The following is a 22,204-nucleotide window of genomic DNA, read 5'->3' as shown; positions in this document are numbered from 1 at the left end:
AAGAATGGAAAAGAAAATTCATCCGAACAAGTATCTACATGTTTTACTAATATATATATGCAAAGTTTACAAATAAGGTCAGAAAGGGAACGCTTTCTTCACAGATGTTTAATATGTTATACTTTTTTTTAGAATTTGAAAAGTGATATTCAAAATAGGAATATAGAGTCCCAGAAAGGATTTTGACAAATGAATGATAAAATTGTCTTTTTTGATATTGATGGAACATTATTAGATCATGATAAAAAAATTCCGCAATCTACACGAGATGCAGTAAAACAGTTACAAGAAAAAGGTGTACATGTAGCAATTGCGACAGGGCGCGCGCCATTTATGTTCGAAGATATTCGCAGGGAACTTAATATACATAATTATGTTAGTTTTAATGGACAATATGTTGTCTTTGAAGATGAGGTAATATTTAATAATCCGTTACATCCAGATGCTTTACATAGGTTTACTCAGTTTGCAAAACAAGAAGGATATCCACTTGTATATCTTGACCATCAAGATATGAGAGCATCAGTGGAATATCATGATTATGTGAAAGAAGGCTTTGGAAGCTTAAACTTTGAGCATCCAGCATATGAGCCTAATTTTTATGAGGAACGTAATATTTATCAAACACTACTTTTTTGTGAAGTAAATGAAGAGGAAAAGTTTATTAATCATTATCCAGATTTTCATTTTATTCGTTGGCATGCATATTCAATGGATATCATTCCGAATGGTGGTTCTAAGGCAAAAGGAATTGAGAAATACATTGAAAAGTTAGGTTTTAATCGTGATCAAGTGTATGCATTTGGAGATGGCTTAAATGATTTAGAAATGATCGAAGCCGTTGGCACAGGTATTGTGATGGGAAATGGCCATGAAGACTTGAAAAAACTTGCAAATCATGTGACAAAGGATGTTAATGAAGACGGTATATATCATGGACTAAAGTGGGCTGGATTGCTATAAGTGAATATGGAACCCATTTCATAATAAAAAGGCGGAAGATTAACTTCCGCCTTTTTATTATTATCGCTCTAGAGGTTTGGAATCATCAGGAGCGGCAAAAGGATTTTCTTTATTGATATGGTCATAGAACATAACGCCATTTAAATGATCAATCTCGTGTTGGAATACGATTGCTGGTAAACCTTTTAAACGTAATTTTACTTCTTCTCCGTTAATAGAAGTTGCTTTTACTGTAATTCTTGTATAACGAGGAACATAACCAGGTACTTCGCGGTCTACAGACAGACAGCCTTCACCACCCTGTAAATATGTACGTTCAACAGAATGGCTAATGATTTTTGGATTGAATAATGCATGGCTATATAATGTACCATCCGCATCGGTTACATGAACTGCAATCATTTTTTTTGAAACACCGATTTGCGGAGCCGCTAATCCGATTCCAGGGCGTAAACTATATTTTTCAGCCATTTCAGGATCTTGGCTATTTATTACGAATTCAATCATTTCTTTTAAGGTAGTTGTATCTTCTTCGCTTGCCGGTAATGACACCTCTTCTGCAACGTTGCGCAAAATAGGATCTCCTTCGCGAATAACATCTTTCATTGTAAGCATATGTAATCTCTCCTTTCCTCTTTAGTCTACCAAAGGAGATGGAAAAAGTCATCGGCAAGAAAGGGAAGGCATTTTGGAAATTGTTCTATTATAGAGTAGTTATGTATGTGATAAAAAGAAAAAGACAGCAAAGCCGTCTTTTTCTTTCCATAGTTGTTTCGTTTTACATTAGCGAATGCAAGCAGCACCAACGATAATTAAAAGAATAAACAACACAACGATTAAGGCGAAGCCGCGTCCAGACCCGCCACAAGAACCGCCATAACCGTAGGAAGGATATGAACAAGTTGGATAGCAATATGAGTATCCGTACATGAGATGACCTCCTTTATCATTTCCCGCTAATACTGCGGTTACTATAATGTATGGAAGAGAGGGTAGAAATGTATAGGTATTTACCTAAAAAAGGAAGAGTAGTTTGTATATTTTTGTTACGAAGAGAGAAAAACTAAAGAGAATTAAATCGTTTACATATTATTCTAAGAGAAAAAATAAGTGAAAAAGGGAATAATATAACAGTAGGTCAATGCTTACTAATACAGATGTAAAAAATAAAAACACGTTTGTGTAGTAGAAACCTGCATATTATTTATAAAAAAACGTATTCAAAGTAATTGACATCGTAATTAGAATAGTTGTAAACTAAAAAACGTGATCAAGATTGTATTAATATGTTTCTGAAAAAACATTAGTACAGATTGTTAGGTACACAAAATTATTCTCAACCGACATACAAACATGTTGGTTTACATCGTTGCGCTTTTTAAACTGGAAAATAGCCAGTGAAAGCGTTTCAGAATATGGTTCAAGAGAGGAAGAGGTGAACGGAATGGGTACTAAAACAAAAAAGACCCTATTTAATGTTGATGAGCAAATGAAAGCTATCGCAGCTCAATTTGAAACATTACAAATTTTAAATGAAAACGGTGAAGTTGTGAATGAAGCAGCTATGCCTGAATTATCTGATGATCAATTAAAAGAATTAATGCGTCGTATGGTGTATACTCGCGTATTAGATCAACGTTCTATTTCTTTAAACCGTCAAGGACGTTTAGGTTTCTACGCACCTACAGCTGGACAAGAAGCTTCTCAATTAGCAAGTCATTTCGCACTTGAAGCAGAAGACTTCATCTTACCAGGATACCGTGATGTACCACAATTAGTATGGCACGGATTACCATTATACCAAGCATTCTTATTCTCTCGTGGACACTTCATGGGTAACCAAATGCCTGAGAATGTAAATGCATTAGCTCCACAGATTATTATCGGTGCGCAAATCATCCAAACTGCTGGTGTTGCGTTAGGTATGAAACTACGTGGTAAAAAATCTGTTGCAATTACTTACACTGGTGACGGTGGTGCTTCACAAGGTGACTTCTACGAAGGTATGAACTTTGCAGGTGCATTCAAAGCTCCAGCAATCTTCGTTGTTCAAAACAACCGTTATGCAATCTCTACTCCAGTAGAAAAGCAATCTGCAGCTAAAACTGTAGCACAAAAAGCAGTAGCAGCAGGTATTTACGGAATTCAAGTAGACGGTATGGATCCATTAGCTGTATACGCAGCAACTGCTTTTGCTCGTGAGCGCGCAGTAAATGGCGAAGGCCCTACTTTAATCGAGACTTTAACATTCCGTTACGGTCCACATACAATGGCTGGTGATGACCCAACTCGTTACCGTACAAAAGATATCGAAAACGAATGGGAACAAAAAGACCCAATCGTACGCTTCCGTAAGTTCTTAGAAGCTAAAGGCCTATGGTCTCAAGAAGTTGAAGAGACAGTAATCGAAGAAGCAAAAGAAGATATCAAACAAGCAATTGCTAAGGCTGACCAAGCTCCAAAACAAAAAGTAACTGATTTAATGGAAATCATGTACGAAAAAATGCCTTACAACTTAGCTGAACAATATGAAATCTACAAAGAAAAGGAGTCGAAGTAAGCCATGGCTCAAATGACAATGATTCAAGCAATCACTGATGCTTTACGCGTTGAAATGAAAAATGACCCTAACGTACTTGTATTTGGTGAAGACGTTGGTGTAAACGGCGGTGTATTCCGTGCTACTGAAGGTTTACAAGCTGAATTTGGTGAAGATCGTGTAATGGATACTCCACTTGCAGAGTCTGGTATTGGTGGACTTGCAGTTGGTCTTGCACTTGAAGGATTCCGTCCAGTTCCAGAAATCCAATTCTTCGGTTTCGTTTATGAAGTAATGGATTCAATTTCTGGTCAATTAGCTCGTATGCGTTACCGTTCTGGTGGACGTTGGACTGCTCCAGTAACAGTTCGTTCTCCATTCGGTGGTGGTGTTCATACTCCTGAACTACATGCTGATAGCTTAGAAGGATTAGTGGCTCAACAACCTGGTCTAAAAGTTGTTATTCCATCTACTCCATACGATGCTAAAGGTCTTTTAATCTCTGCGATTCGTGACAACGATCCAGTTATCTACTTAGAGCATATGAAATTGTACCGTTCATTCCGTCAAGAGGTACCAGAAGGTGATTACACAATTGATTTAGGTAAAGCTGATATCAAACGTGAAGGTACAGATGTATCTGTTATCGCTTACGGTGCTATGGTTCACGCTGCATTAAAAGCTGCTGAAGAACTTGAAAAAGAAGGTATCTCTTTAGAGGTTGTTGACTTACGTACAGTTCAACCATTAGATATCGAAACAATCATCGCTTCTGTTGAAAAAACAGGTCGCGTAGTTGTAGTTCAAGAAGCTCAAAAACAAGCTGGTATTGCAGCTAACGTTGTAGCGGAAATTAACGACCGTGCAATCTTAAACTTAGAAGCTCCAGTTGTACGTGTTGCAGCTGCTGATACAGTATTCCCATTCTCTCAAGCAGAGAGCGTATGGTTACCAAACCACAAAGATATTGTTGAAGCTGTAAACAAAGTAATGAACTTCTAATTTTTAGCTTTTCATGTGCAAAAGAAATCAGCACATGCTGGTTTCTTTTGTACATATTCCATAATAATGAAATGAATCAGGGGGCTGAATTCCGTGGCATTTGAATTTAAACTACCAGATATCGGTGAAGGTATCCACGAAGGTGAAATCGTAAAATGGTTTATTAAACCAGGCGATGAAGTAAACGAAGACGATGTACTTCTTGAAGTACAAAATGATAAAGCAGTAGTAGAAATCCCTTCTCCTGTTAAAGGTAAAGTACTTGAAGTACTTGTAGAAGAAGGAACAGTTGCAATCGTAGGAGATACATTAATTAAATTTGATGCTCCTGGATACGAAAACCTTAAATTTAAAGGTGACGATCATGATGAAGCTCCAAAAGCTGAAGAAGCAGCAGTAGAAGCTCCAGCAGCGGAAGCTACTCCAGCAGCAACTGCAGAAGTAGTAAATGAGCGCGTAATTGCTATGCCATCTGTTCGTAAATACGCTCGTGAAAAAGGTGTAGACATTCATAAAGTAGCTGGTACTGGTAAGAATGGCCGTATCGTAAAAGCTGACATCGATGCATTTGCAAATGGTGGACAAACTGTAGCAGCAACTGAGGCTCCAGCAGCAGTAGAAGCTACTCCAGCAGCAGCGAAAGAAGAAGCACCAAAAGCACAACCAATCCCAGCTGGTGAATATCCAGAAACTCGTGAGAAAATGAGTGGTATCCGTAAAGCGATTGCGAAAGCAATGGTTAACTCTAAACACACAGCTCCTCACGTAACATTAATGGACGAAGTAGATGTAACAGAACTTGTTGCTCACCGTAAGAAGTTCAAAGCAGTAGCAGCTGACAAAGGTATTAAATTAACTTACCTTCCGTACGTTGTTAAAGCTTTAACATCTGCATTACGTGAATACCCAATGTTAAACACTTCTTTAGACGATGCATCTCAAGAAGTAGTTCATAAACATTACTTCAACATCGGTATCGCAGCTGATACAGACAAAGGTCTATTAGTACCAGTTGTTAAAGATACAGATCGTAAGTCTATCTTCACAATCTCTAACGAGATCAATGATCTTGCTGGTAAAGCACGTGAAGGTCGTCTAGCTCCAGCTGAAATGAAAGGTGCTTCTTGCACAATTACAAACATTGGTTCTGCAGGTGGACAATGGTTCACTCCAGTTATCAACCACCCAGAAGTAGCAATTCTTGGTATCGGCCGTATCGCTGAAAAACCAGTTGTGAAAAACGGTGAGATCGTTGCAGCTCCAGTATTAGCATTATCTCTAAGCTTTGACCATCGTTTAATTGACGGTGCAACTGCTCAAAAAGCGTTAAACCAAATTAAACGTCTATTGAATGACCCACAATTATTAGTAATGGAGGCGTAATAACAATGGTAGTAGGAGATTTCCCAATTGAATTAGATACAGTCGTTGTTGGTGCAGGTCCTGGTGGATACGTTGCGGCAATTCGTGCAGCACAATTAGGTCAAAAGGTAGCAATCATTGAAAAAGCTAACCTTGGTGGCGTATGCTTAAACGTTGGATGTATTCCTTCAAAAGCGTTAATCAATGCAGGTCATCGTTATGAGAATGCAATGCATTCTGATGACATGGGTATTACTGCAGAAAACGTAAAAGTTGACTTTACAAAAGTTCAAGAATGGAAAAACGGCGTAGTTAAGAAATTAACTGGCGGTGTTGAAGGCCTTCTTAAAGGTAACAAAGTTGAAATCATTCGCGGTGAAGCTTACTTCGTAGATGCTAATACATTACGCGTTATGACTGAAGATGCAGCTCAAACTTATACGTTTAAAAATGCTGTTCTTGCAACTGGTTCTACACCAATCGAAATTCCAGGATTCAAATACTCTAAACGTGTTATCAACTCTACAGGTGCTTTAAGCTTACCTGAAATTCCTAAAAAACTTGTTGTAATCGGCGGCGGTTACATCGGTATGGAATTAGGTACTGCATATGCTAACTTCGGTACAGAAGTTACTGTAGTAGAAGCTGGCGACGAAATCTTAGCTGGTTTCGAAAAAGCTATGAGCTCTGTTGTTAAACGTGCTCTACAGAAAAAAGGTAACGTAAATATCCATACAAAAGCTATGGCTAAAGGCGTTGAAGAAACAGAAACTGGCGTAAAAGTTAGCTTTGAAGTTAAAGGTGAAATCCAAACTGTAGAAGCTGATTACGTATTAGTAACTGTAGGTCGTCGTCCAAACACTCAAGAAATCGGTCTTGAGCAAGTTGGAGTTAAAATGACTGACCGCGGCATCATCGAAATCGATGAGCAATGTCGTACAAATGTACCAAACATCTATGCAATCGGTGATATCGTTCCTGGACCACCATTAGCTCACAAAGCTTCTTACGAAGGTAAAGTAGCTGTAGAAGCAATTAGTGGCCATGCATCAGCTATCGATTACATCGGAATTCCTGCAGTATGCTTCACTGATCCAGAACTAGCATCTGTTGGTTACACTAAAAAACAAGCTGAAGAAGCTGGAATGACTGTAACTGTATCTAAGTTCCCATTCGCTGCTAACGGTCGTGCATTATCATTAAACAGCACTGACGGTTTCCTACAACTTGTGACACGTAAAGAAGATGGTCTTCTTGTAGGTGCTCAAGTTGCAGGTGCAGGTGCTTCTGATATTATTTCTGAGATTGGTTTAGCTATCGAAGCTGGAATGACAGCTGAAGATATCGCTCAAACAATCCATGCTCACCCAACATTAGGTGAAATCACAATGGAAGCAGCTGAAGTTGCTCTTGGAATGCCAATTCACATTGTAAAATAATTTAAGTAATGTAAATAGCCCTTCTCTTATTGTAAGAGAGGGGCTATTTTTATTTTCATCAAATGACTTGCAAGGTCTTTAAACGTACTTGTCGAATGAATATATAATACTTTAACAAATGATTCAGGCTTAACTTACTTCGAAGGTAATATATATCATCCTATAATATGTAATTGATTCAAACTTACCCCCATATATTAATAAAATAGAGCATGTCAAAGGAGAAGGTTCCATGAAAATATTACATGTTATATTTTATCATTTACTACTATGGAGTGGCTTTTCCACTGTATTAACATTATCGAATGGTGATAAGTTTCATTATAAAGTTATTCTTTTTTTCGTATTTCTATATTTAGCCTATGTAATAGCATATTTTGTATTGCACGTAAGAAAGCAAGCTTTATTTCTTACATGTTCGAATTGTATATTATTTTTAATCATATTATCTATTTTTTAAATTAGCGTTTATAAAAATACATTGTTCTTCCATTAAATAATTGTAACTCTCCTTCTAATTTCTTCGCTAAAAAACGGCAAAATTCATTTGCTTTCCCTTTGTCACCAAATGTTGCATTAGGTGGTAAAGAAACTTGGATGAAAGATTGTTCATTTTCTATACCAACACCAATATAAATTGAGTCATACCGGTCGTGAGTGGATTGAAGTTTTAATGTTGTTGTAGATGTATCTAAAATTTCATAAGGAAAAGCGGTATTTGTATACGTGTAATTAATTTGGGCACCAGTTTTAGAAGTAACTGTTTTATAATAATGAAAAAGTTGTTTTATATCATCTATTGAAACTGATTGTTGGTTGGATTTCGGTACAAGCGTAATAAAGGCGTGTTGCATATAAGTTCCCCCTAGCTTAGTAGAATACTATCATTCTACATCCTACTGAATTTTTTGACAATTAAAAGGAGTATTACATGTTTTGTTTAATATACTATTAATGAAACGTGATGTAGAAAGGTGGAAACCAATGTTTGAAAAATTGTATGATGAGCATGAAAGTGTGAAGGTACGATTTTTAGGGTTTATGACACATGATACACGTTATGATTTTGGTGTTATTTATACAAATATGTTTTTTGGAAAGCCGCTCATTGTTTGTATGCAAACAGGAAGATCTACTTTACTCGGACGAGATGATGTAGAGAATGTTCAATATATACAGGAGATTTTTAAATTAGGATCAGAAGAGGAAGCAAAGGAGTTAGCTCAGTTTTTCAAATTTCTAGTTCCGTCAACTTCTTTACATGCGGAATATGAAGAATAATTAATGTGAAACAGTCGTACTTATAAATATGGCTGTTTTTTTATTTTAATATCGCATACTAATTTAAATTAAAAATATTTAATGTGTTATACTAAAAACCTATTGACGTAAAAAGTATAACATATTAAAATGAAGACAGAAAGTTAAGCGGTTACAAAAAGTTTTTGGGATTATAAACTTAGGGGGAAATGAAAAATGGGAACAATCGTATGTCAAGATTGTGAAGGTACAATTGCACACTTCGAAGATGAGAAAGTAACGGTACTTTACGGGAAATGTGGATCTTGCGGATGTGATCACACAGAGCATACAAAAGCCCAATAATTGATAGGAAATGGACAGCTAAAAGTTTTTAGGACCATAAACTTAGGGGGAAATGAAAATGGGAACAATCGTATGCCAAGTATGTGAAGGAACAATCGGACATTTTGAAGATGAGAAAACGACGGTACTTTACGGAAAATGTGGAACAAATTGTGACTGTGCTAGAAAAGATAATGCGAAAGCTTAATGATAAATAAATAGATTACTATTAAAACTCAGGGGGAAATGAAAATGGGAACAATCGTATGCCAAGTATGTGAAGGAACAATTGGACATTTTGAAGATGAAAAATCAACAGTACTATACGGGAAATGTGGATCTCATTGCGAATGTGACCATAAAGAACATACAAAAGCTTAATAATAAGAAAAAGCGCCTACATGTGTAGGCGCTTTTTTAATAAATTGTAGTTGTATGACCAACTGTTGCAACGATTGCATCATCTCTAATTGGAATAAAGCTTATGGATGTCTGTGGTGTACTAGAAGAAGCATATTGGCTCATTATACGGCTATCGATACGGGTAATAGTATCGGTCAAGAAAGCTGAAATAAAAGCGTAAGGGACTCTTCGTTCATTTAATGAATAAATAATTTCTTCTTTTGTTTTTACACCCACGCCATGTCCGTAAAAAAAGAAATTTCCTAAATAGATTGTGTTTTCTCCTTGCCACTCAATCGTAGCTGGATTCACTTGTGGGTTTTTAAAGTAAACGAGGTCACCTGGAACAAGATCGCCACCGTTTTTTGTTATGAGCCTTAGATCTTGATCGTAGTCCCATGTATAAAGTAAAAGATTTGCAAATAGACGATTGAAAGTTTCTTCCTCATACAATGATAGTAAAGCTTTATAAAAAATAATGATCATAGCGGTTGCGCATTCAGTTCCATATAGTTTTCCATTTTTAAAAATATCTTGTATGGCAATAGAAGATGGTATGTTTGGAAGAAGCTCGAATCCTCCAAGGGATGTTCTTTTCCAATACTGGGGGTTGCAAAAGGATTGTTGAAATGTGCGAAACTGAAATCCACTTTGAAAAAGCTCTAGTGCAGAGATAATAATATTAACTCGTAAATTGAGATCAAAGCTGAGTTCATCAGCTGTTCGGAAGGAATAAACTTCTTGATTTCCTGCCATTATTGATAAAATTTGTTGTTTCTCTGCTGCAAATGGCTCATATTCATTTGTAATATAAGGATGTACAATAGAACGGCCTATTACAATCATAATAGTATCCCCACCTATACGTTACATTCTTAAGTATCGTATGAAGAAAAGGAAAAAAGGTGAAAAAAAAGCCTATCAACTGATAGGCTTGTACTCTTTAATAACACGTAATGTTTGTAATGTCATATCTTCAGGACCTTGTACAGGTAAACCTGCTTCTAAGTTTTTCCGAATATACTCTAAGTTTTCTTGTGTAATAATTTCCCCCGGAGTAAAGATTGGAATCCCTGGCGGATAAACCATAACAAAATCAGCTATAATACGACCCGCTGCATTTTCAAATGGGATGACTTCTGTTTCCGAATAAAAAGCATCTCGAGGAGAAAGTGCTAGCACTGGAATTTCTGGAATCTCTACTTGTACTTGAACACCTTTATCTGCCCTATTTCTAAATGTTGCTGCTAAATCGTGTAAAGCTGCAATAAGTGTATTTGTATCACTTTCTGTATCTCCCAAAGTGATAAGACATAGTATGTTGTATAGATCTGAGAGTTCTACTTCAATGTTATATTGCTCTCTAAGCCATACTTCAGCTTGGTGGCCGGTAATACCTAAATCTTTTACAGATACAATTATCTTTGTAGGATCATAGTTAAAGGTAGCATCTGTACCTAACATTTCTTTTCCAGGACAGTAAAGATGCTCAATAGAATTTATAGCATCACGAACATGCTCAGCTAATTGTATTGTTTGTTCTATGAGTGCTGTTCCTTCTGTAGCAAGACGTTTTCTCGCAACATCAAGGGATGCTAACAAGATGTAAGAAGTTGATGTAGTTGTAAGCATACTAATAATAGATTGGACATGCTTTACATTCACTAAGCCTTCTTTCACATTAAGAATAGAACTTTGAGTTAAAGAGCCTCCTAATTTGTGAACACTTGTTGCTGCCATATCCGCACCAGCTTGCATCGCTGACATAGGTAATTCATCGTGAAAATGAATATGAACACCATGAGCCTCGTCGACTAGTACAGGGATGTCATAAGAATGTGCTAATTGTACAATCTGTTCTAAGTCTGCAGCAAACCCAAAGTACGTTGGGTTAATAACAAGTAAGCCCTTTGCATCTGAGTGCTCTTCAAGTGCTTTTTTGACAGATTGAATTGTGATTCCATGAGAAATACCGAGCTTCGGATCGATTTCAGGATGCATGAAAATCGGTTTTGCACCTGAGAAAATAATAGCTGACATTACTGATTTATGCACGTTTCGTGGTACTAGGATTTTGTCACCAGGACCGCAAACGCTCATCACCATTGTCATAATAGCGCCACTTGTACCTTGAATAGAAAAGAAAGTATGATCTGCACCGAATGCAGCGGCTGCTAAATCCTGTGCTTCTTTAATCATACCTTTTGGATGATGTAAATCATCGAGTGGCGCAATATTAATTAAATCAATTGCTAATGCATTATGCCCAATAAATTCGCGAAATGTAGGATCCATGCCCTGTCCTTTTTTATGACCAGGAATATGGAATTGAATTGGATTTCGCTTACTGTGCTCAACTAAAGCGGTAAACAATGGTGTTTCGTATTGGGACAATCTATACACCCCTTCTTCTTCATAATATTTAGTGTAATTTGTTTTATATAATCCTGCTCTAAAAAAGTGTAGCCTTTTTTAGAATAAGGCTTGTTTTTCTGCCATTCAAAAAATCGTTTTTGAGATGGTAGCTTCACTTTATTTTCTATAAAACAAAAGCATTATATCACCAATAATTATAGATGTATAGAAAAAAATGTTTTTAAGGTGAGTATGTTTAATAGTTAGCCTCAACTAATGAATAGAGGAAGACAATTCCATTAAAATGAATAAATAGTGTATAATGCAGAGTGGCTATAATGAAGAATAAAATATTCTCTTTAAGATAGCATAATGAAACAAGAAGAAATGATAAATGAGGTGCGAAATGGAATATCAATATCCGTTAGATTATGATTGGTCAAATGAGGAAATGGTTACAATTGTTAAGTTTTATGAAGCGATTGAGAAAGCTTATGAAAAAGGGATTATAAGAGAAGAGTTAATGGGTTTATATCGTCGTTTTAAAGAGATTGTTCCATCGAAAGCAGAAGAAAAGAAAATTGATAAAGAATTTCAAGAAGTAAGTGGATACTCTATATATCGTGCTATTCAAAGGGCAAAAGAAGTCGAAGAACAAAAGCTCGTAAAAATGTAAAAAATATTTTGAAAAATAAAAACTGAAGTGATATAATGTGATAACAACTAAAAACGGACAATATAAATTGTCCGTTTTCTACTATCGATTACACAGTGCATATAAAGGAAGGAGTGATTGCATCGTAGATTCAATCTTAGCAAGGAATTGTTCGTTGGTCATTGCTGAAAACTCCTCTGGTGATATATGAATACCAACTAATAATTCTGCTTTTTTTACAGTAGCTAATCGTTCAATCATCTTTTGTAAGTCTTCGGTTTCAAGTGTTTTATGTAATTTCACACTTGGTTTAGTATGGTCAATGGACCAAACGAAGTCATTTGGAATATTTGTTTTTAAATCATTTAAATGTTCTAAGAAGGCATGAGCCGTCTCAACTTTTTGTGGACACTCATAGATTAAACCAAAGTATATGAAGGCATGAGTACCCCATAAGCCGATTTGGAAATGCGGTAGCATTTTATATCCTCGTTTATTTGTTGAAAAAGCAACCCAAGTATCGTTTGGTGGATTGACTTTGCGGCGTGCGTGTTTTGCAACATGATAAAAAAAGTTCTCATCAGTTTGTTTGGATAAGTATTCTGCAAATTGTTCCCCTAAAGCTTCTAGCTTAGGATGAATGTTCGTTTTAATTGCACTCATTCGTTCTTCGAGACCATCAACTGTAAAGACATCAAAATCAGTTGACTTGAATGTTTGTATTGTCATGATTGTTCCTCCAACTCCTATTTTGCTTTTATTTTAGCATAGCTTGTACTATTCATAAAAAAAACAGCACAAAAAAATTTAAATAAAAAAATATAATTTTGTTGCATAGATGATTTATCCAACATAGTATAGTATAAAACAAAAAAATCAGAAAATTGAATTAATTCTAGTCCGAGGGCAGACGAATATTGGGAGGAGGCAAATAATATGAGACAGGTGATTAATGCGTTAAAGAGAACAGATGCTGAAAAGAGAATACCGGTGCTACGTTTGGAGCTAGATTATGAATTAGCAACTTTATATGATGCGATGATGGAAGATGACAAACAGAAAAAAGAAGAGTGTGTACAAAAGTTAGAAGTGTTAAGACTTGAAATGATTCGTTTAGAAGCGTAATAATAGTATATGTATAAAAAATTAGTTGGTGCGAACCTTATAAAGGGTTCGTTTTTTCTGTGAACAGTATAGATCGGAGTGTTTAAACATGCAAGAAGTATGGAAAGACATTGATGCACACGCCAAACGGTGGATTCGGGATGCAGGAGAGCATTTAATGGCATCAATGAAAAAAGCACTTATTATAGAAACAAAATCAAATGCAGCTGACTTAGTTACAAATATGGACCGAGAGATAGAACAGTTTTTAATTGGGAAAATTAAAGAAACATTCCCGAATCATAATATTTTAGGAGAAGAGGGTTATGGAGACGAGATAACGTCTTCTGACGGGGTTGTTTGGTTAATTGATCCAATTGACGGCACGATGAACTTTGTTCATCAAAAAAGAAATTTTGCGATTTCAATTGGGATTTATGAGAACGGTATCGGAAAGATTGGACTTATATATGATCCAGTGCATGATGAACTATATCATGCAGTCAAGGGATCTGGAGCTTTTTGTAATGATATATCAATTCCTACACTGAAAAAAGGAACTGTAGAGCAAGGTATTGTAGCTTTAAATGCGATATGGCTTACAGATAATCCATTGCTTAATATGGAAAGTATGATGGCACTTGTTAAGAAAGCAAGAGGCACAAGATCATATGGCTGTGCAGCGTTAGAGATGGTATACGTTGCAACAGGAAGAATAGATGCATATGTAACGCCGAGATTATCACCATGGGATTTTGGCGGAGGAAAGATAATTGTAGAAGAAGTTGGAGGTAAGGTGACGACATTCTCTGGAGCGCCACTTTCTATCATAGAGAAGAGCAGTGTGTTAGTTGCAAAACCAGGAGTGTATGAAGAAGTGTTATCGTTTATATGAGAGCAACAAAAAAAGTAAGAGGCTGTGTATAAGCTTCTTACTTTTTAGCGTTATTGTGATTTGCGCATTTTTCTTTTTGTTACAAAACCGTATCCAACTGTAACAAATGTGCCGATAATGCAAATAATAATACCGATTGGACTATTTTCAGCAATCATAATGCCGATACCGATTAAGAAAATAACACCGATAATTGCAGTTAATAAAAAGCGATATTGAATGTGTTCCATTTCTTCACCCTCCAATCTCATTTTACTTTCACAAAAGTAAGAATACAACTATATTTTCATTCTTGCTTTTATTTTAATTGCTATTGTATCCCCTTCGCTCTTATAATAGAGAAGGATTAAAAAGACATTAGGAGTTGGACATGTTGAAAAAACGACAAGATTTACGTAATATAGCAATTATTGCCCACGTTGACCATGGTAAAACAACACTTGTTGACCAGTTATTACGTCAAGCGGGGACTTTCCGTGCGAACGAACACGTTGAAGAACGCGCAATGGATTCAAATGATCTAGAAAGAGAACGCGGTATTACAATTTTAGCGAAAAATACAGCGATTCACTATGAAGATAAAAGAATTAACATTTTAGATACACCTGGTCACGCTGACTTCGGTGGAGAAGTAGAACGTATCATGAAAATGGTTGATGGTGTTTTACTTGTTGTTGATGCATATGAAGGTTGTATGCCACAAACACGATTTGTTTTAAAGAAAGCTCTTGAGCAAAACTTAACTCCAATCGTAGTTGTAAACAAAATTGACCGTGACTTCGCTCGTCCAGATGAAGTAGTTGATGAAGTAATCGACTTATTCATTGAGCTTGGTGCAAACGAAGATCAATTAGAGTTCCCAGTTGTATTTGCATCAGCAATGAACGGAACAGCAAGCTTAGATTCAAACCCAGCAAATCAAGAAGAGAATATGAAATCATTATTCGATACAATTATCGAACATATTCCAGCACCAATTGATAACAGCGAAGAGCCACTTCAATTCCAAGTAGCACTTCTTGATTACAACGACTACGTTGGACGTATTGGAGTTGGTCGCGTATTCCGCGGTACAATGAAGGTTGGACAACAAGTTGCTTTAATGAAAGTAGACGGAAGCGTGAAGCAATTCCGCGTAACGAAATTATTCGGTTACATGGGATTAAAACGTCAAGAAATTGAAGAAGCAAAAGCAGGGGACTTAGTAGCCGTTTCTGGTATGGAAGACATTAACGTAGGTGAAACAGTATGTCCAGTTGAACATCAAGATGCATTACCATTATTACGTATTGATGAGCCAACACTACAAATGACGTTCCTTGTAAATAACAGCCCATTTGCAGGTCGTGAAGGTAAATACATTACATCTCGTAAAATTGAAGAGCGTCTTCGTTCACAATTAGAAACAGATGTAAGTTTACGTGTAGATAATACAGATTCTCCTGATGCGTGGATCGTATCTGGACGTGGGGAACTACATTTATCTATCTTAATTGAAAACATGCGTCGTGAAGGTTATGAATTACAAGTATCTAAGCCAGAAGTAATCATTAAAGAAGTTGATGGCGTAAGATGTGAGCCTGTAGAGCGTGTACAAATCGATGTACCTGAAGAATACACTGGTTCTATTATGGAATCTATGGGTGCACGTAAAGGTGAAATGTTAGATATGGTGAATAACGGAAACGGTCAAGTTCGCCTTACTTTCATGGTTCCAGCACGTGGTTTAATTGGTTACACAACAGAATTCTTAACATTAACTCGTGGTTACGGTATTTTAAACCATACATTCGATTGCTACCAACCAGTACACGCTGGACAAGTTGGTGGACGTCGTCAAGGTGTTCTAGTTTCACTTGAAACAGGAAAAGCATCACAATACGGTATTATGCAAGTTGAAGACCGTGGTGTAATCTTCGTTGAACCAGGTACAGAAGTATATGCTGGTATGATTGTAGGAGAACACACTCGTGAGAATGACTTAACAGTTAACGTTGTGAAAATGAAACAACAAACTAACATTCGTTCTGCGACGAAAGATCAAACTTCAACAATGAAGAAACCACGCCTAATGACTTTAGAAGAATCATTAGAGTACTTAAACGATGACGAGTTCTGCGAAGTAACTCCAGAATCAATTCGTCTACGTAAAAAGATTCTTGATAAGAGTGAGCGCGAAAGAGCTGCTAAGAAAAAGAAATCTGTCGAAGCGTAAAAATAAAAAAACAACGCCCTTTATAAAGGGCGTTGTTTTTTTATTTTGTTTATTTTTTAGAATATTTACTCATTTTTGTGGACAGTATTTTTTTTGCGAGTTACTCTTGTATTAAGTGTATAAAGAAAATTGCATTTTACTGCTAGGGGGGAAGAGTGTGTTAGAAAGGATGTCTTTTTTTGCAAAATTGTGTAAGGTAGATGAAAATCCAGAGTTAGGAATGTGGTTACTTTATGGGACGATTATTATATTAAGTGCTCTCGTTTATAATTTAGGGTTTGCTAGAAAGTTGTCTGTACTAAAAAATATTGTGATATACATATCATTAGCAATTGGATGCACAGTATTAACCTTTTTTGCTGTGTTTTTACCTGTTGGAGAAGGACTTGTTGTAGCGGCAATTGTACTTGGAATTTATAGATTGCGTTTGCGTCAAGCGAAACAACAAAAAGCAGGATAAGGAAGGGGAGTTTTCATGCGTTCAGTACAAGATGCACTATATAATTGGTTAACAATTAAAACAGTTGCGGAAGCACGCCCAGATGATAGTGCTGCAAAAGAAACATATTTGTTATTTCAAAATATGATATATGAAGAACATAAATTAAGAAATGTGGAAGTCGAAAAGAACGAGGAAATGTATTTAATTACATATGAAATGAATGGAGAACGGAAATCTGCAAGGTTTCCGTTAGAAGCCATTGATTGTTTTTTGGATCAGATGAATCGTGAACCAGAAAAATATAAATAAGTCCTTATCTATATGAGTAAGGACTTATTTACATTTTACCAATCATCTTCGATTTTTTTATCACGATATAATCGGAAATTACCACTTGCATGACGTTCCATTGTACGCTCTGCAATTCGTTCCGAACATTCCATGCACATATATGTATGAATAGGGCGATTACGCAGTTTTTTTGCCATAGGATTTTCATCATCTAACATATCTTTTTTATCACAAATCATACATTTGACTCTCATTTCGTCACCTCAATACGAATTCTATCAGTATAAGTATATCATGGAAGTATAATGTTTTTGAATAATAGTGGGAAAAAATAATATTTTCGCAATTCAAAAAATAAGTTATGATAAGGATATACCAAGTATGTTTGGAGGTGAAAATATGGCGAATGTAGTAGAGCCTACCTTAACAGAGGATTTAGTACAAACGTTGCGTAAAGAGTGTATTGTTATGATAGCAACGACAGATTTCGAAAAGCAAGTTCCTAACGTAAGTGCTATTTCTTGGGTGTATGCAGTGAGTAAAACTAGTATTCGATTTGCAGTAGATCAACGTTCACGTATTGTGGAAAATATACGGCATAATACAGGTGTGGTATTGACTATAATGGCGAATGAATCCGTATTTTCTATAAGTGGTGCAGGTGAAATTTTGACAGATAGAATGGAAGGTATTTCTTTAAAATTAACTGTAATAGAAGTAAATGTGCAAGAAGTGCGTGATGTTATGTTTTATGGAGCGAAACTTGCAATTGAACCAACATATGAAAAAACATATGATCTTCGGGCAGCGAAAAAGCTGGATAATGAAGTGTTAGTAGGGATAAGAGAATTATAAAGATGCTAAATAGGAAATTCGTTTATTCACTTTTGTAATCGGTTATTGTGATTTAACGTTAATAATTATAATAAAAAGTAATATATTGAATAGAAATGAATAAAGAATAAATAAAAGGTTTAATGACTATGATTTTCGATTCTACCTCGTTTACACGGTACATATAATTATAACAATGGTTCGTCCATATTGTATGGATGAAACCCTTGTTCTACAAATTTAAAAGTGGAGTCAGGGGGTAACAGGTTGGATAAAATTTATGTGTTAGATACGAATGTACTTTTGCAGGATCCTTTATCTATTTTTTCATTTGAAACCAATGAAGTAGTGATTCCAGCAGTTGTATTAGAAGAGGTTGATTCGAAAAAACGTTATATGGATGAAGTAGGACGAAACGCTCGTTATGTATCTAAGTTAATAGATAAATTTCGTGAAATAGGAAAGCTGCATGAAAGTATCCCGCTAGAAAACGGCGGAACATTTCGTATTGAATTGAACCATCGTTCATTCGTGCAACTACAAGATATTTTTGTAGAAAAAACAAATGATAATCGAATTTTAGCTGTAGCAAAAAATCTATCTTTAGAAGAACAGGAAAAAGAGGACGGGAAGTCTGTTATTTTAGTAAGTAAAGATGTACTCGTAAGGGTAAAAGCTGATGCAATTGGTTTGAAGGCTGAAGATTATTTAAGTGATCGCGTAATTGAAGTAGAAAATATATATTCTGGCTTTTTAGAAGGATATATATCAAAAGAACAATTGGATTATTTTTATGAGAAAGGTGAATTGCCTCTATCTGAAATTGCGAATCATCCTTTTTACCCAAATCAGTTTGTAGTGATGAAAGATGCATTAGGGGGCTCTAGTTCTGCTCTTGGCATTGTGGATCACTTAGGTAAGAAGGTAAAGAAACTTATTTTTCACAATGAACAAGTATGGGGGATACGACCACGAAACGTACAGCAAATTATGGGATTAGAATTGTTGCTTCGTGAAGATATTCCGCTTGTAACGTTAACGGGGAAAGCCGGCACAGGAAAAACGTTACTTGCGTTAGCTTCGGGACTTATGCAAACAGAAGACTTAGGGTTATATAAAAAATTACTTGTGGCAAGACCAATTGTTCCAGTCGGAAAAGATATCGGTTATTTACCAGGAGAAAAAGAAGAAAAGTTAAGACCATGGATGCAGCCAATTTTTGATAACCTAGAGTATTTATTTAATACGAAAAAGCCAGGAGAGTTAGATGCTATTTTAGCTGGAATGGGTTCGATTGAAGTAGAAGCCCTTACTTATATACGCGGGAGAAGTATTCCAGATCAGTTCATTATCATTGACGAAGCACAAAATTTAACAAAGCATGAAGTGAAAACGATATTAACTAGGGTAGGGGAAAAGAGTAAGATTGTATTGATGGGAGATCCTCAGCAAATTGATCACCCATATTTAGATGAATATAATAATGGCTTAACATATGTTGTAGAGAAGTTTAAAGAACAGCGTATTAGTGGTCATGTGAAGTTTGTTAAAGGTGAGCGATCTAATTTAGCTCAACTAGCAGCAGATTTATTGTAAAAAGGAGTGAGCTTAAGCTCACTCCTTTTCTTTAAATAATTGTAAATTTACGGATGTTACGGATTGGATTTTGTTGATTAGATCCATCATTGAAATAGAGATGAACAGGTCCGTCTTCTTTTAATGGTTTTCCTTCTTTTGAAAAGCCTAGTATAGCATTTTTGACAGTTTCTAATGGAAGTGTCATTGTATGATCTACCGTTTCAATTTCAACTTGCGTAGCGTCCTCTAAAATTTCAGCGTTAGCAAGAAATGGATGAAATGGTATACCAAATGTTCCAGTAATCAGCTGTTCTTTTTTATATTTCTTCACACTTTGTTGTATTGGAGGAAAAGCGGCACCATCACGGATTTCGCGATCCCAATGTTCTGAAGTGTTTTTTAAATAAGTTTCTAGTTCAGACGTGTTTTCTCTAGTTTCATCAAAGTAAGTTGTCAAATCTACTTTTCGATCATCAAAGATCCAAACAGTTGGATCAATAGTGATTGGAAAACGTACTTTTCCGTTAATAAATAAAATTTCGCTCATTGTTGTTCCCCCATTTGTGTTATACTCCCACTTTTCAGTATAATAGTATTAGACACTGTTGTCACAAAAAATGTTTCTATTGCAATTTATTAAAACTATCGCTAATATTAATAGATAGGATAGAGGAGAGTAGGACGGAAACGGAGGGAATCAATTTGGCGTCTGAGACAGTAGCAAATCATCAGGAAAAGGCACTAGCCCTTCTACAAGCGGATGCAGAGAAGATTTTAAGACTTATTAAGGTGCAAATGGACCATCTTACAATGCCGCAATGTCCATTATATGAAGAAGTGTTAGACACACAAATGTTTGGACTATCCCGCGAGGTCGATTTTGCGGTTCGCCTTGGTCTTATTGCAGAAGAACAAGGGAAAGCAATGTTAGGTGAGCTCGAACGTGAGTTATCTGCACTTCATGAAGCATTTACAAACAAACAACAATAACGGGTTCAAATAAGGGGGCTCAAACTAAATTAGTTTGAGCTTTTTATTTGTATAATAAAGCAGGAAGAATCAATGTACATATGGAATACAACAATAATTAAATTGAAACAGAAAGAGGAAATGAAATGAAAAAAGTATGGAAATCAATGGATTATTCATTATTACTTCCTCTTGTTATCTTATGTGTGCTGGGAGTAATAATGGTATATAGTTCTAGTTCCATTGTTGCGATTTCGAGGCATAACTGGCCGGCAAATTACTTTTTTAAAAAACAATTAATAACTTTAGCTATTGGAACGGTATTGTTAGTAATTGTAGCTTCGTTACCTTATAAGTTTTGGAGAAAACGAATAATTTTATCGGCGATGGGGCTAGGGAGTATTGCTTTACTAGCAGCAGCCTTGATTTTTGGTAAGGAAATAAATGGTGCAAAAGGTTGGATATTAGGTATACAGCCCGCTGAATTTGTTAAATTATCGATTATTATTATATTAGCTCGCTTTTTTGCAAGGAGACAAGAAACAAATACACCTGTTTTTAAAGGGTCGGGACTTACACTTGGTTTTGTTGGAATGGCAATGTTTTTAATTTTAAAGCAAAATGATTTAGGTACCGATTTGTTAATTGCAGGAACAGTAGGGATTATGTTTCTTTGTTCAGGAGTAAGGATTAATTTATGGATTAAACGAATTGTTTTAACTTCTATAGTATGGATTCCAGCTCTATATTTTTTGGCTAATTATAAATTAAGTGGATATCAAAAGGCACGTTTTTCAGTTTTTCTTGATCCATTCAATGATCCTCAGAATGATGGATTCCAATTAGTAAATTCTTTTATTGGAATTGCTTCAGGAGGGCTAAATGGTCGAGGATTAGGAAATAGTGTGCAAAAATATGGTTATTTACCAGAACCTCAAACAGATTTTATTATGGCTATTATATCTGAAGAATTAGGTTTTATTGGTGTAGCTATTATTTTAATTTGCTTGCTACTTATTATTATTCGTTCATTCAGGATTGCTCAAAAATGTAACGATCCTTTTGGAAGTTTAATTGCAATCGGAATTGCAAGTTTAATAGGAGTACAAACTTTTGTTAATGTTGGTGGTATGTCTGGATTAATACCACTTACTGGAGTGCCTTTACCGTTTATTAGTTATGGTGGAAGTTCCTTAATAGCTAATCTACTTGCAATGGGAATACTACTTAATATTGCTAGTCACGTGAAACGACAAGAGAAACAACAGAATGGTGTAATGAAAGAAAGAGAACAAAATGGACCACATCTTGTAGTTGTAAAATAAAAACACATTGTGCTTTAGAGCATGATGTGTTTTTTATTTTTAAGTAGTTTTAAATATGATGTACTAATTTCTCTTTCAGTTAAAAAGATATATCACATTAACTTAAATGTGATATACAATTAAGTTGTTAGAAAAGGAAGAGGTATGCTATACTATTTTTGTGAAACAAATTGCACAGAAAACTTATCATTTGTTAGAAAATAAGGTATGATGGATAAAAATAAAGTGAAGCTTTCTAAGTATAATATAA

Annotated in this window: 29 protein-coding genes; 20 read left to right on the top strand and 9 right to left on the bottom strand. The window is 35.6% G+C overall.

The features are described from left to right. The first annotated feature begins 189 nt into the window (after nucleotides 1-189). Nucleotides 190-963 (top strand): Cof-type HAD-IIB family hydrolase, encoded by a 774-nt coding sequence (locus tag BHV55_RS19930; protein WP_000998279.1) that lies wholly within the window; start codon nucleotides 190-192, stop codon nucleotides 961-963. A gap of 60 nt (nucleotides 964-1,023) precedes the next feature. Here BHV55_RS19930 and def read toward each other — a convergent pair whose 3' ends face one another. After that, the gene (def, locus tag BHV55_RS19925; RefSeq protein WP_000957048.1) at nucleotides 1,024-1,578 is read right to left on the bottom strand and encodes a peptide deformylase; all 555 of its coding nucleotides are present in this window, start codon (nucleotides 1,576-1,578) and stop codon (nucleotides 1,024-1,026) included. A 168-nt stretch (nucleotides 1,579-1,746) separates the two neighbouring features. Next, nucleotides 1,747-1,893 (bottom strand): YjcZ family sporulation protein, encoded by a 147-nt coding sequence (locus BHV55_RS19920; protein ID WP_000274562.1) that lies wholly within the window; start codon nucleotides 1,891-1,893, stop codon nucleotides 1,747-1,749. A 514-nt stretch (nucleotides 1,894-2,407) separates the two neighbouring features. On the opposite strand from BHV55_RS19920, the gene pdhA reads away from it, so the two are divergent. From pdhA to BHV55_RS19895, 5 genes are all read left to right on the top strand, one after another. Further along, the gene (gene pdhA / locus BHV55_RS19915) at nucleotides 2,408-3,523 is read left to right on the top strand and encodes a pyruvate dehydrogenase E1 component subunit alpha (RefSeq protein ID WP_000536895.1); all 1,116 of its coding nucleotides are present in this window, start codon (nucleotides 2,408-2,410) and stop codon (nucleotides 3,521-3,523) included. Nucleotides 3,524-3,526: 3 nt separating this feature from the next. After that, entirely contained in the window at nucleotides 3,527-4,504 is a 978-nt protein-coding gene (gene pdhB / locus BHV55_RS19910; protein WP_000068168.1) for a pyruvate dehydrogenase complex E1 component subunit beta, read from the top strand. 93 nt (nucleotides 4,505-4,597) lie between these two features. After that, nucleotides 4,598-5,887: a pyruvate dehydrogenase complex dihydrolipoyllysine-residue acetyltransferase gene (pdhC, locus tag BHV55_RS19905; protein ID WP_000863419.1), complete on the top strand. Its 1,290-nt coding sequence runs from the start codon at nucleotides 4,598-4,600 to the stop codon at nucleotides 5,885-5,887. Between the two features lie 5 nt (nucleotides 5,888-5,892). Beyond that, nucleotides 5,893-7,305 (top strand): dihydrolipoyl dehydrogenase, encoded by a 1,413-nt coding sequence (gene lpdA, locus BHV55_RS19900; RefSeq protein ID WP_000260104.1) that lies wholly within the window; start codon nucleotides 5,893-5,895, stop codon nucleotides 7,303-7,305. Nucleotides 7,306-7,537: 232 nt separating this feature from the next. Next, on the top strand, nucleotides 7,538-7,765 hold the full coding sequence (locus BHV55_RS19895; RefSeq protein WP_000697469.1) for a hypothetical protein: 228 nt from the start codon (nucleotides 7,538-7,540) through the stop codon (nucleotides 7,763-7,765). Between the two features lies 1 nt (nucleotide 7,766). On the opposite strand, the gene BHV55_RS19890 is transcribed toward BHV55_RS19895, so the two are convergent. Beyond that, nucleotides 7,767-8,159 carry a DUF1885 family protein gene (locus BHV55_RS19890; protein ID WP_001163302.1) on the bottom strand — a complete coding sequence of 131 codons (393 nt, stop codon included), beginning with the start codon at nucleotides 8,157-8,159 and terminating at the stop codon, nucleotides 7,767-7,769. Between the two features lie 130 nt (nucleotides 8,160-8,289). Between BHV55_RS19890 and BHV55_RS19885 the strand changes: the two genes are divergently transcribed. The 4 genes from BHV55_RS19885 to BHV55_RS19870 all read left to right on the top strand — a co-directional run bounded on the left by BHV55_RS19885 (nucleotide 8,290) and on the right by BHV55_RS19870 (nucleotide 9,270). Beyond that, nucleotides 8,290-8,586 (top strand): DUF3055 domain-containing protein, encoded by a 297-nt coding sequence (locus BHV55_RS19885; RefSeq protein ID WP_000462038.1) that lies wholly within the window; start codon nucleotides 8,290-8,292, stop codon nucleotides 8,584-8,586. Between the two features lie 195 nt (nucleotides 8,587-8,781). Then, nucleotides 8,782-8,910, top strand: coding sequence for a GapA-binding peptide SR1P (locus tag BHV55_RS19880; RefSeq protein WP_000536778.1), 129 nt, complete (start codon nucleotides 8,782-8,784; stop codon nucleotides 8,908-8,910). Between the two features lie 58 nt (nucleotides 8,911-8,968). Continuing rightward, nucleotides 8,969-9,097, top strand: coding sequence for a GapA-binding peptide SR1P (locus BHV55_RS19875; protein ID WP_000536803.1), 129 nt, complete (start codon nucleotides 8,969-8,971; stop codon nucleotides 9,095-9,097). Between the two features lie 44 nt (nucleotides 9,098-9,141). Further along, nucleotides 9,142-9,270: a GapA-binding peptide SR1P gene (locus tag BHV55_RS19870; protein WP_000536796.1), complete on the top strand. Its 129-nt coding sequence runs from the start codon at nucleotides 9,142-9,144 to the stop codon at nucleotides 9,268-9,270. Between the two features lie 36 nt (nucleotides 9,271-9,306). Here the strand turns inward: BHV55_RS19870 and BHV55_RS19865 are convergent, their stop codons facing one another. Together BHV55_RS19865 and speA are read right to left on the bottom strand one after the other, a co-directional pair. Continuing rightward, on the bottom strand, nucleotides 9,307-10,137 hold the full coding sequence (locus BHV55_RS19865) for a protein-glutamine gamma-glutamyltransferase (RefSeq protein ID WP_000635342.1): 831 nt from the start codon (nucleotides 10,135-10,137) through the stop codon (nucleotides 9,307-9,309). A gap of 75 nt (nucleotides 10,138-10,212) precedes the next feature. After that, the gene (gene speA / locus BHV55_RS19860) at nucleotides 10,213-11,685 is read right to left on the bottom strand and encodes an arginine decarboxylase (RefSeq protein WP_000084898.1); all 1,473 of its coding nucleotides are present in this window, start codon (nucleotides 11,683-11,685) and stop codon (nucleotides 10,213-10,215) included. Between the two features lie 367 nt (nucleotides 11,686-12,052). Here speA and BHV55_RS19855 point away from each other — a divergent pair, with 367 nt between their 5' ends. Further along, on the top strand, nucleotides 12,053-12,322 hold the full coding sequence (locus tag BHV55_RS19855) for a UPF0223 family protein (RefSeq protein WP_000456552.1): 270 nt from the start codon (nucleotides 12,053-12,055) through the stop codon (nucleotides 12,320-12,322). Nucleotides 12,323-12,403: 81 nt separating this feature from the next. Here the strand turns inward: BHV55_RS19855 and BHV55_RS19850 are convergent, their stop codons facing one another. After that, a complete protein-coding gene (locus BHV55_RS19850) occupies nucleotides 12,404-13,030 on the bottom strand; it encodes a YktB family protein (RefSeq protein WP_000155317.1) in 627 nt (208 codons plus the stop codon). 207 nt (nucleotides 13,031-13,237) lie between these two features. On the opposite strand from BHV55_RS19850, the gene BHV55_RS19845 reads away from it, so the two are divergent. Both BHV55_RS19845 and BHV55_RS19840 read left to right on the top strand, forming a co-directional pair. Further along, on the top strand, nucleotides 13,238-13,426 hold the full coding sequence (locus BHV55_RS19845; RefSeq protein ID WP_001250164.1) for a hypothetical protein: 189 nt from the start codon (nucleotides 13,238-13,240) through the stop codon (nucleotides 13,424-13,426). Nucleotides 13,427-13,514: 88 nt separating this feature from the next. Then, a complete protein-coding gene (locus BHV55_RS19840; RefSeq protein ID WP_070756920.1) occupies nucleotides 13,515-14,300 on the top strand; it encodes an inositol monophosphatase family protein in 786 nt (261 codons plus the stop codon). 50 nt (nucleotides 14,301-14,350) lie between these two features. Here BHV55_RS19840 and BHV55_RS19835 read toward each other — a convergent pair whose 3' ends face one another. Then, entirely contained in the window at nucleotides 14,351-14,530 is a 180-nt protein-coding gene (locus tag BHV55_RS19835) for a DUF5325 family protein (RefSeq protein WP_000400127.1), read from the bottom strand. A gap of 140 nt (nucleotides 14,531-14,670) precedes the next feature. Between BHV55_RS19835 and typA the strand changes: the two genes are divergently transcribed. From typA to BHV55_RS19820, 3 genes are all read left to right on the top strand, one after another. Further along, nucleotides 14,671-16,515 (top strand): translational GTPase TypA, encoded by a 1,845-nt coding sequence (gene typA, locus BHV55_RS19830; protein ID WP_000914762.1) that lies wholly within the window; start codon nucleotides 14,671-14,673, stop codon nucleotides 16,513-16,515. 157 nt (nucleotides 16,516-16,672) lie between these two features. Continuing rightward, entirely contained in the window at nucleotides 16,673-16,975 is a 303-nt protein-coding gene (locus BHV55_RS19825) for a YlaH-like family protein (protein WP_000893662.1), read from the top strand. A 15-nt stretch (nucleotides 16,976-16,990) separates the two neighbouring features. After that, entirely contained in the window at nucleotides 16,991-17,266 is a 276-nt protein-coding gene (locus BHV55_RS19820) for a hypothetical protein (protein ID WP_001258147.1), read from the top strand. A gap of 35 nt (nucleotides 17,267-17,301) precedes the next feature. Here the strand turns inward: BHV55_RS19820 and BHV55_RS19815 are convergent, their stop codons facing one another. Then, nucleotides 17,302-17,502 (bottom strand): YlaI family protein, encoded by a 201-nt coding sequence (locus BHV55_RS19815; protein WP_002082250.1) that lies wholly within the window; start codon nucleotides 17,500-17,502, stop codon nucleotides 17,302-17,304. 145 nt (nucleotides 17,503-17,647) lie between these two features. Here BHV55_RS19815 and BHV55_RS19810 point away from each other — a divergent pair, with 145 nt between their 5' ends. Together BHV55_RS19810 and BHV55_RS19805 are read left to right on the top strand one after the other, a co-directional pair. Continuing rightward, entirely contained in the window at nucleotides 17,648-18,103 is a 456-nt protein-coding gene (locus BHV55_RS19810; RefSeq protein ID WP_000024597.1) for a pyridoxamine 5'-phosphate oxidase family protein, read from the top strand. Nucleotides 18,104-18,349: 246 nt separating this feature from the next. Next, the gene (locus BHV55_RS19805) at nucleotides 18,350-19,678 is read left to right on the top strand and encodes a PhoH family protein (protein ID WP_000358083.1); all 1,329 of its coding nucleotides are present in this window, start codon (nucleotides 18,350-18,352) and stop codon (nucleotides 19,676-19,678) included. Between the two features lie 31 nt (nucleotides 19,679-19,709). Here BHV55_RS19805 and BHV55_RS19800 read toward each other — a convergent pair whose 3' ends face one another. Further along, a complete protein-coding gene (locus BHV55_RS19800) occupies nucleotides 19,710-20,207 on the bottom strand; it encodes a molybdopterin-binding protein (protein WP_001289809.1) in 498 nt (165 codons plus the stop codon). 155 nt (nucleotides 20,208-20,362) lie between these two features. On the opposite strand from BHV55_RS19800, the gene BHV55_RS19795 reads away from it, so the two are divergent. Further along, nucleotides 20,363-20,650: an Fpa/YlaN family protein gene (locus tag BHV55_RS19795; protein ID WP_000135694.1), complete on the top strand. Its 288-nt coding sequence runs from the start codon at nucleotides 20,363-20,365 to the stop codon at nucleotides 20,648-20,650. Nucleotides 20,651-20,775: 125 nt separating this feature from the next. Continuing rightward, entirely contained in the window at nucleotides 20,776-21,954 is a 1,179-nt protein-coding gene (locus tag BHV55_RS19790; RefSeq protein ID WP_000758413.1) for an FtsW/RodA/SpoVE family cell cycle protein, read from the top strand. Nucleotides 21,955-22,204: the final 250 nt, after the last annotated feature.

This window comes from Bacillus sp. RZ2MS9 (assembly GCF_001816185.2).
GTDB classification, from domain to species: Bacteria; Bacillota; Bacilli; order Bacillales; family Bacillaceae_G; genus Bacillus_A; species Bacillus_A cereus.
Note: the sequence above shows the minus strand (reverse complement) of the source record. Positions and strands in the feature narration are given on the sequence as shown.

Excerpts from the sequence above, each read along its gene's own strand:
- lpdA (WP_000260104.1), top strand. The coding sequence starts at position 5,893 with ATGGTAGTAGGAGATTTCCCAATTGAATTAGATACAGTCGTTGTTGGT.
- BHV55_RS19875 (WP_000536803.1), top strand. The coding sequence starts at position 8,969 with ATGGGAACAATCGTATGCCAAGTATGTGAAGGAACAATCGGACATTTT.
- BHV55_RS19885 (WP_000462038.1), top strand. The coding sequence starts at position 8,290 with ATGTTTGAAAAATTGTATGATGAGCATGAAAGTGTGAAGGTACGATTT.
- BHV55_RS19840 (WP_070756920.1), top strand. The coding sequence starts at position 13,515 with ATGCAAGAAGTATGGAAAGACATTGATGCACACGCCAAACGGTGGATT.
- BHV55_RS19845 (WP_001250164.1), top strand. The coding sequence starts at position 13,238 with ATGAGACAGGTGATTAATGCGTTAAAGAGAACAGATGCTGAAAAGAGA.
- typA (WP_000914762.1), top strand. The coding sequence starts at position 14,671 with ATGTTGAAAAAACGACAAGATTTACGTAATATAGCAATTATTGCCCAC.
- BHV55_RS19835 (WP_000400127.1), bottom strand. The coding sequence starts at position 14,530 with ATGGAACACATTCAATATCGCTTTTTATTAACTGCAATTATCGGTGTT.
- BHV55_RS19930 (WP_000998279.1), top strand. The coding sequence starts at position 190 with ATGAATGATAAAATTGTCTTTTTTGATATTGATGGAACATTATTAGAT.
- BHV55_RS19865 (WP_000635342.1), bottom strand. The coding sequence starts at position 10,137 with ATGATTGTAATAGGCCGTTCTATTGTACATCCTTATATTACAAATGAA.
- def (WP_000957048.1), bottom strand. The coding sequence starts at position 1,578 with ATGCTTACAATGAAAGATGTTATTCGCGAAGGAGATCCTATTTTGCGC.
- BHV55_RS19850 (WP_000155317.1), bottom strand. The coding sequence starts at position 13,030 with ATGACAATACAAACATTCAAGTCAACTGATTTTGATGTCTTTACAGTT.
- BHV55_RS19820 (WP_001258147.1), top strand. The coding sequence starts at position 16,991 with ATGCGTTCAGTACAAGATGCACTATATAATTGGTTAACAATTAAAACA.
- BHV55_RS19890 (WP_001163302.1), bottom strand. The coding sequence starts at position 8,159 with ATGCAACACGCCTTTATTACGCTTGTACCGAAATCCAACCAACAATCA.
- BHV55_RS19815 (WP_002082250.1), bottom strand. The coding sequence starts at position 17,502 with ATGAGAGTCAAATGTATGATTTGTGATAAAAAAGATATGTTAGATGAT.
- BHV55_RS19920 (WP_000274562.1), bottom strand. The coding sequence starts at position 1,893 with ATGTACGGATACTCATATTGCTATCCAACTTGTTCATATCCTTCCTAC.
- BHV55_RS19870 (WP_000536796.1), top strand. The coding sequence starts at position 9,142 with ATGGGAACAATCGTATGCCAAGTATGTGAAGGAACAATTGGACATTTT.
- BHV55_RS19790 (WP_000758413.1), top strand. The coding sequence starts at position 20,776 with ATGAAAAAAGTATGGAAATCAATGGATTATTCATTATTACTTCCTCTT.
- BHV55_RS19800 (WP_001289809.1), bottom strand. The coding sequence starts at position 20,207 with ATGAGCGAAATTTTATTTATTAACGGAAAAGTACGTTTTCCAATCACT.
- BHV55_RS19855 (WP_000456552.1), top strand. The coding sequence starts at position 12,053 with ATGGAATATCAATATCCGTTAGATTATGATTGGTCAAATGAGGAAATG.
- pdhB (WP_000068168.1), top strand. The coding sequence starts at position 3,527 with ATGGCTCAAATGACAATGATTCAAGCAATCACTGATGCTTTACGCGTT.
- pdhA (WP_000536895.1), top strand. The coding sequence starts at position 2,408 with ATGGGTACTAAAACAAAAAAGACCCTATTTAATGTTGATGAGCAAATG.
- BHV55_RS19895 (WP_000697469.1), top strand. The coding sequence starts at position 7,538 with ATGAAAATATTACATGTTATATTTTATCATTTACTACTATGGAGTGGC.
- BHV55_RS19880 (WP_000536778.1), top strand. The coding sequence starts at position 8,782 with ATGGGAACAATCGTATGTCAAGATTGTGAAGGTACAATTGCACACTTC.
- BHV55_RS19810 (WP_000024597.1), top strand. The coding sequence starts at position 17,648 with ATGGCGAATGTAGTAGAGCCTACCTTAACAGAGGATTTAGTACAAACG.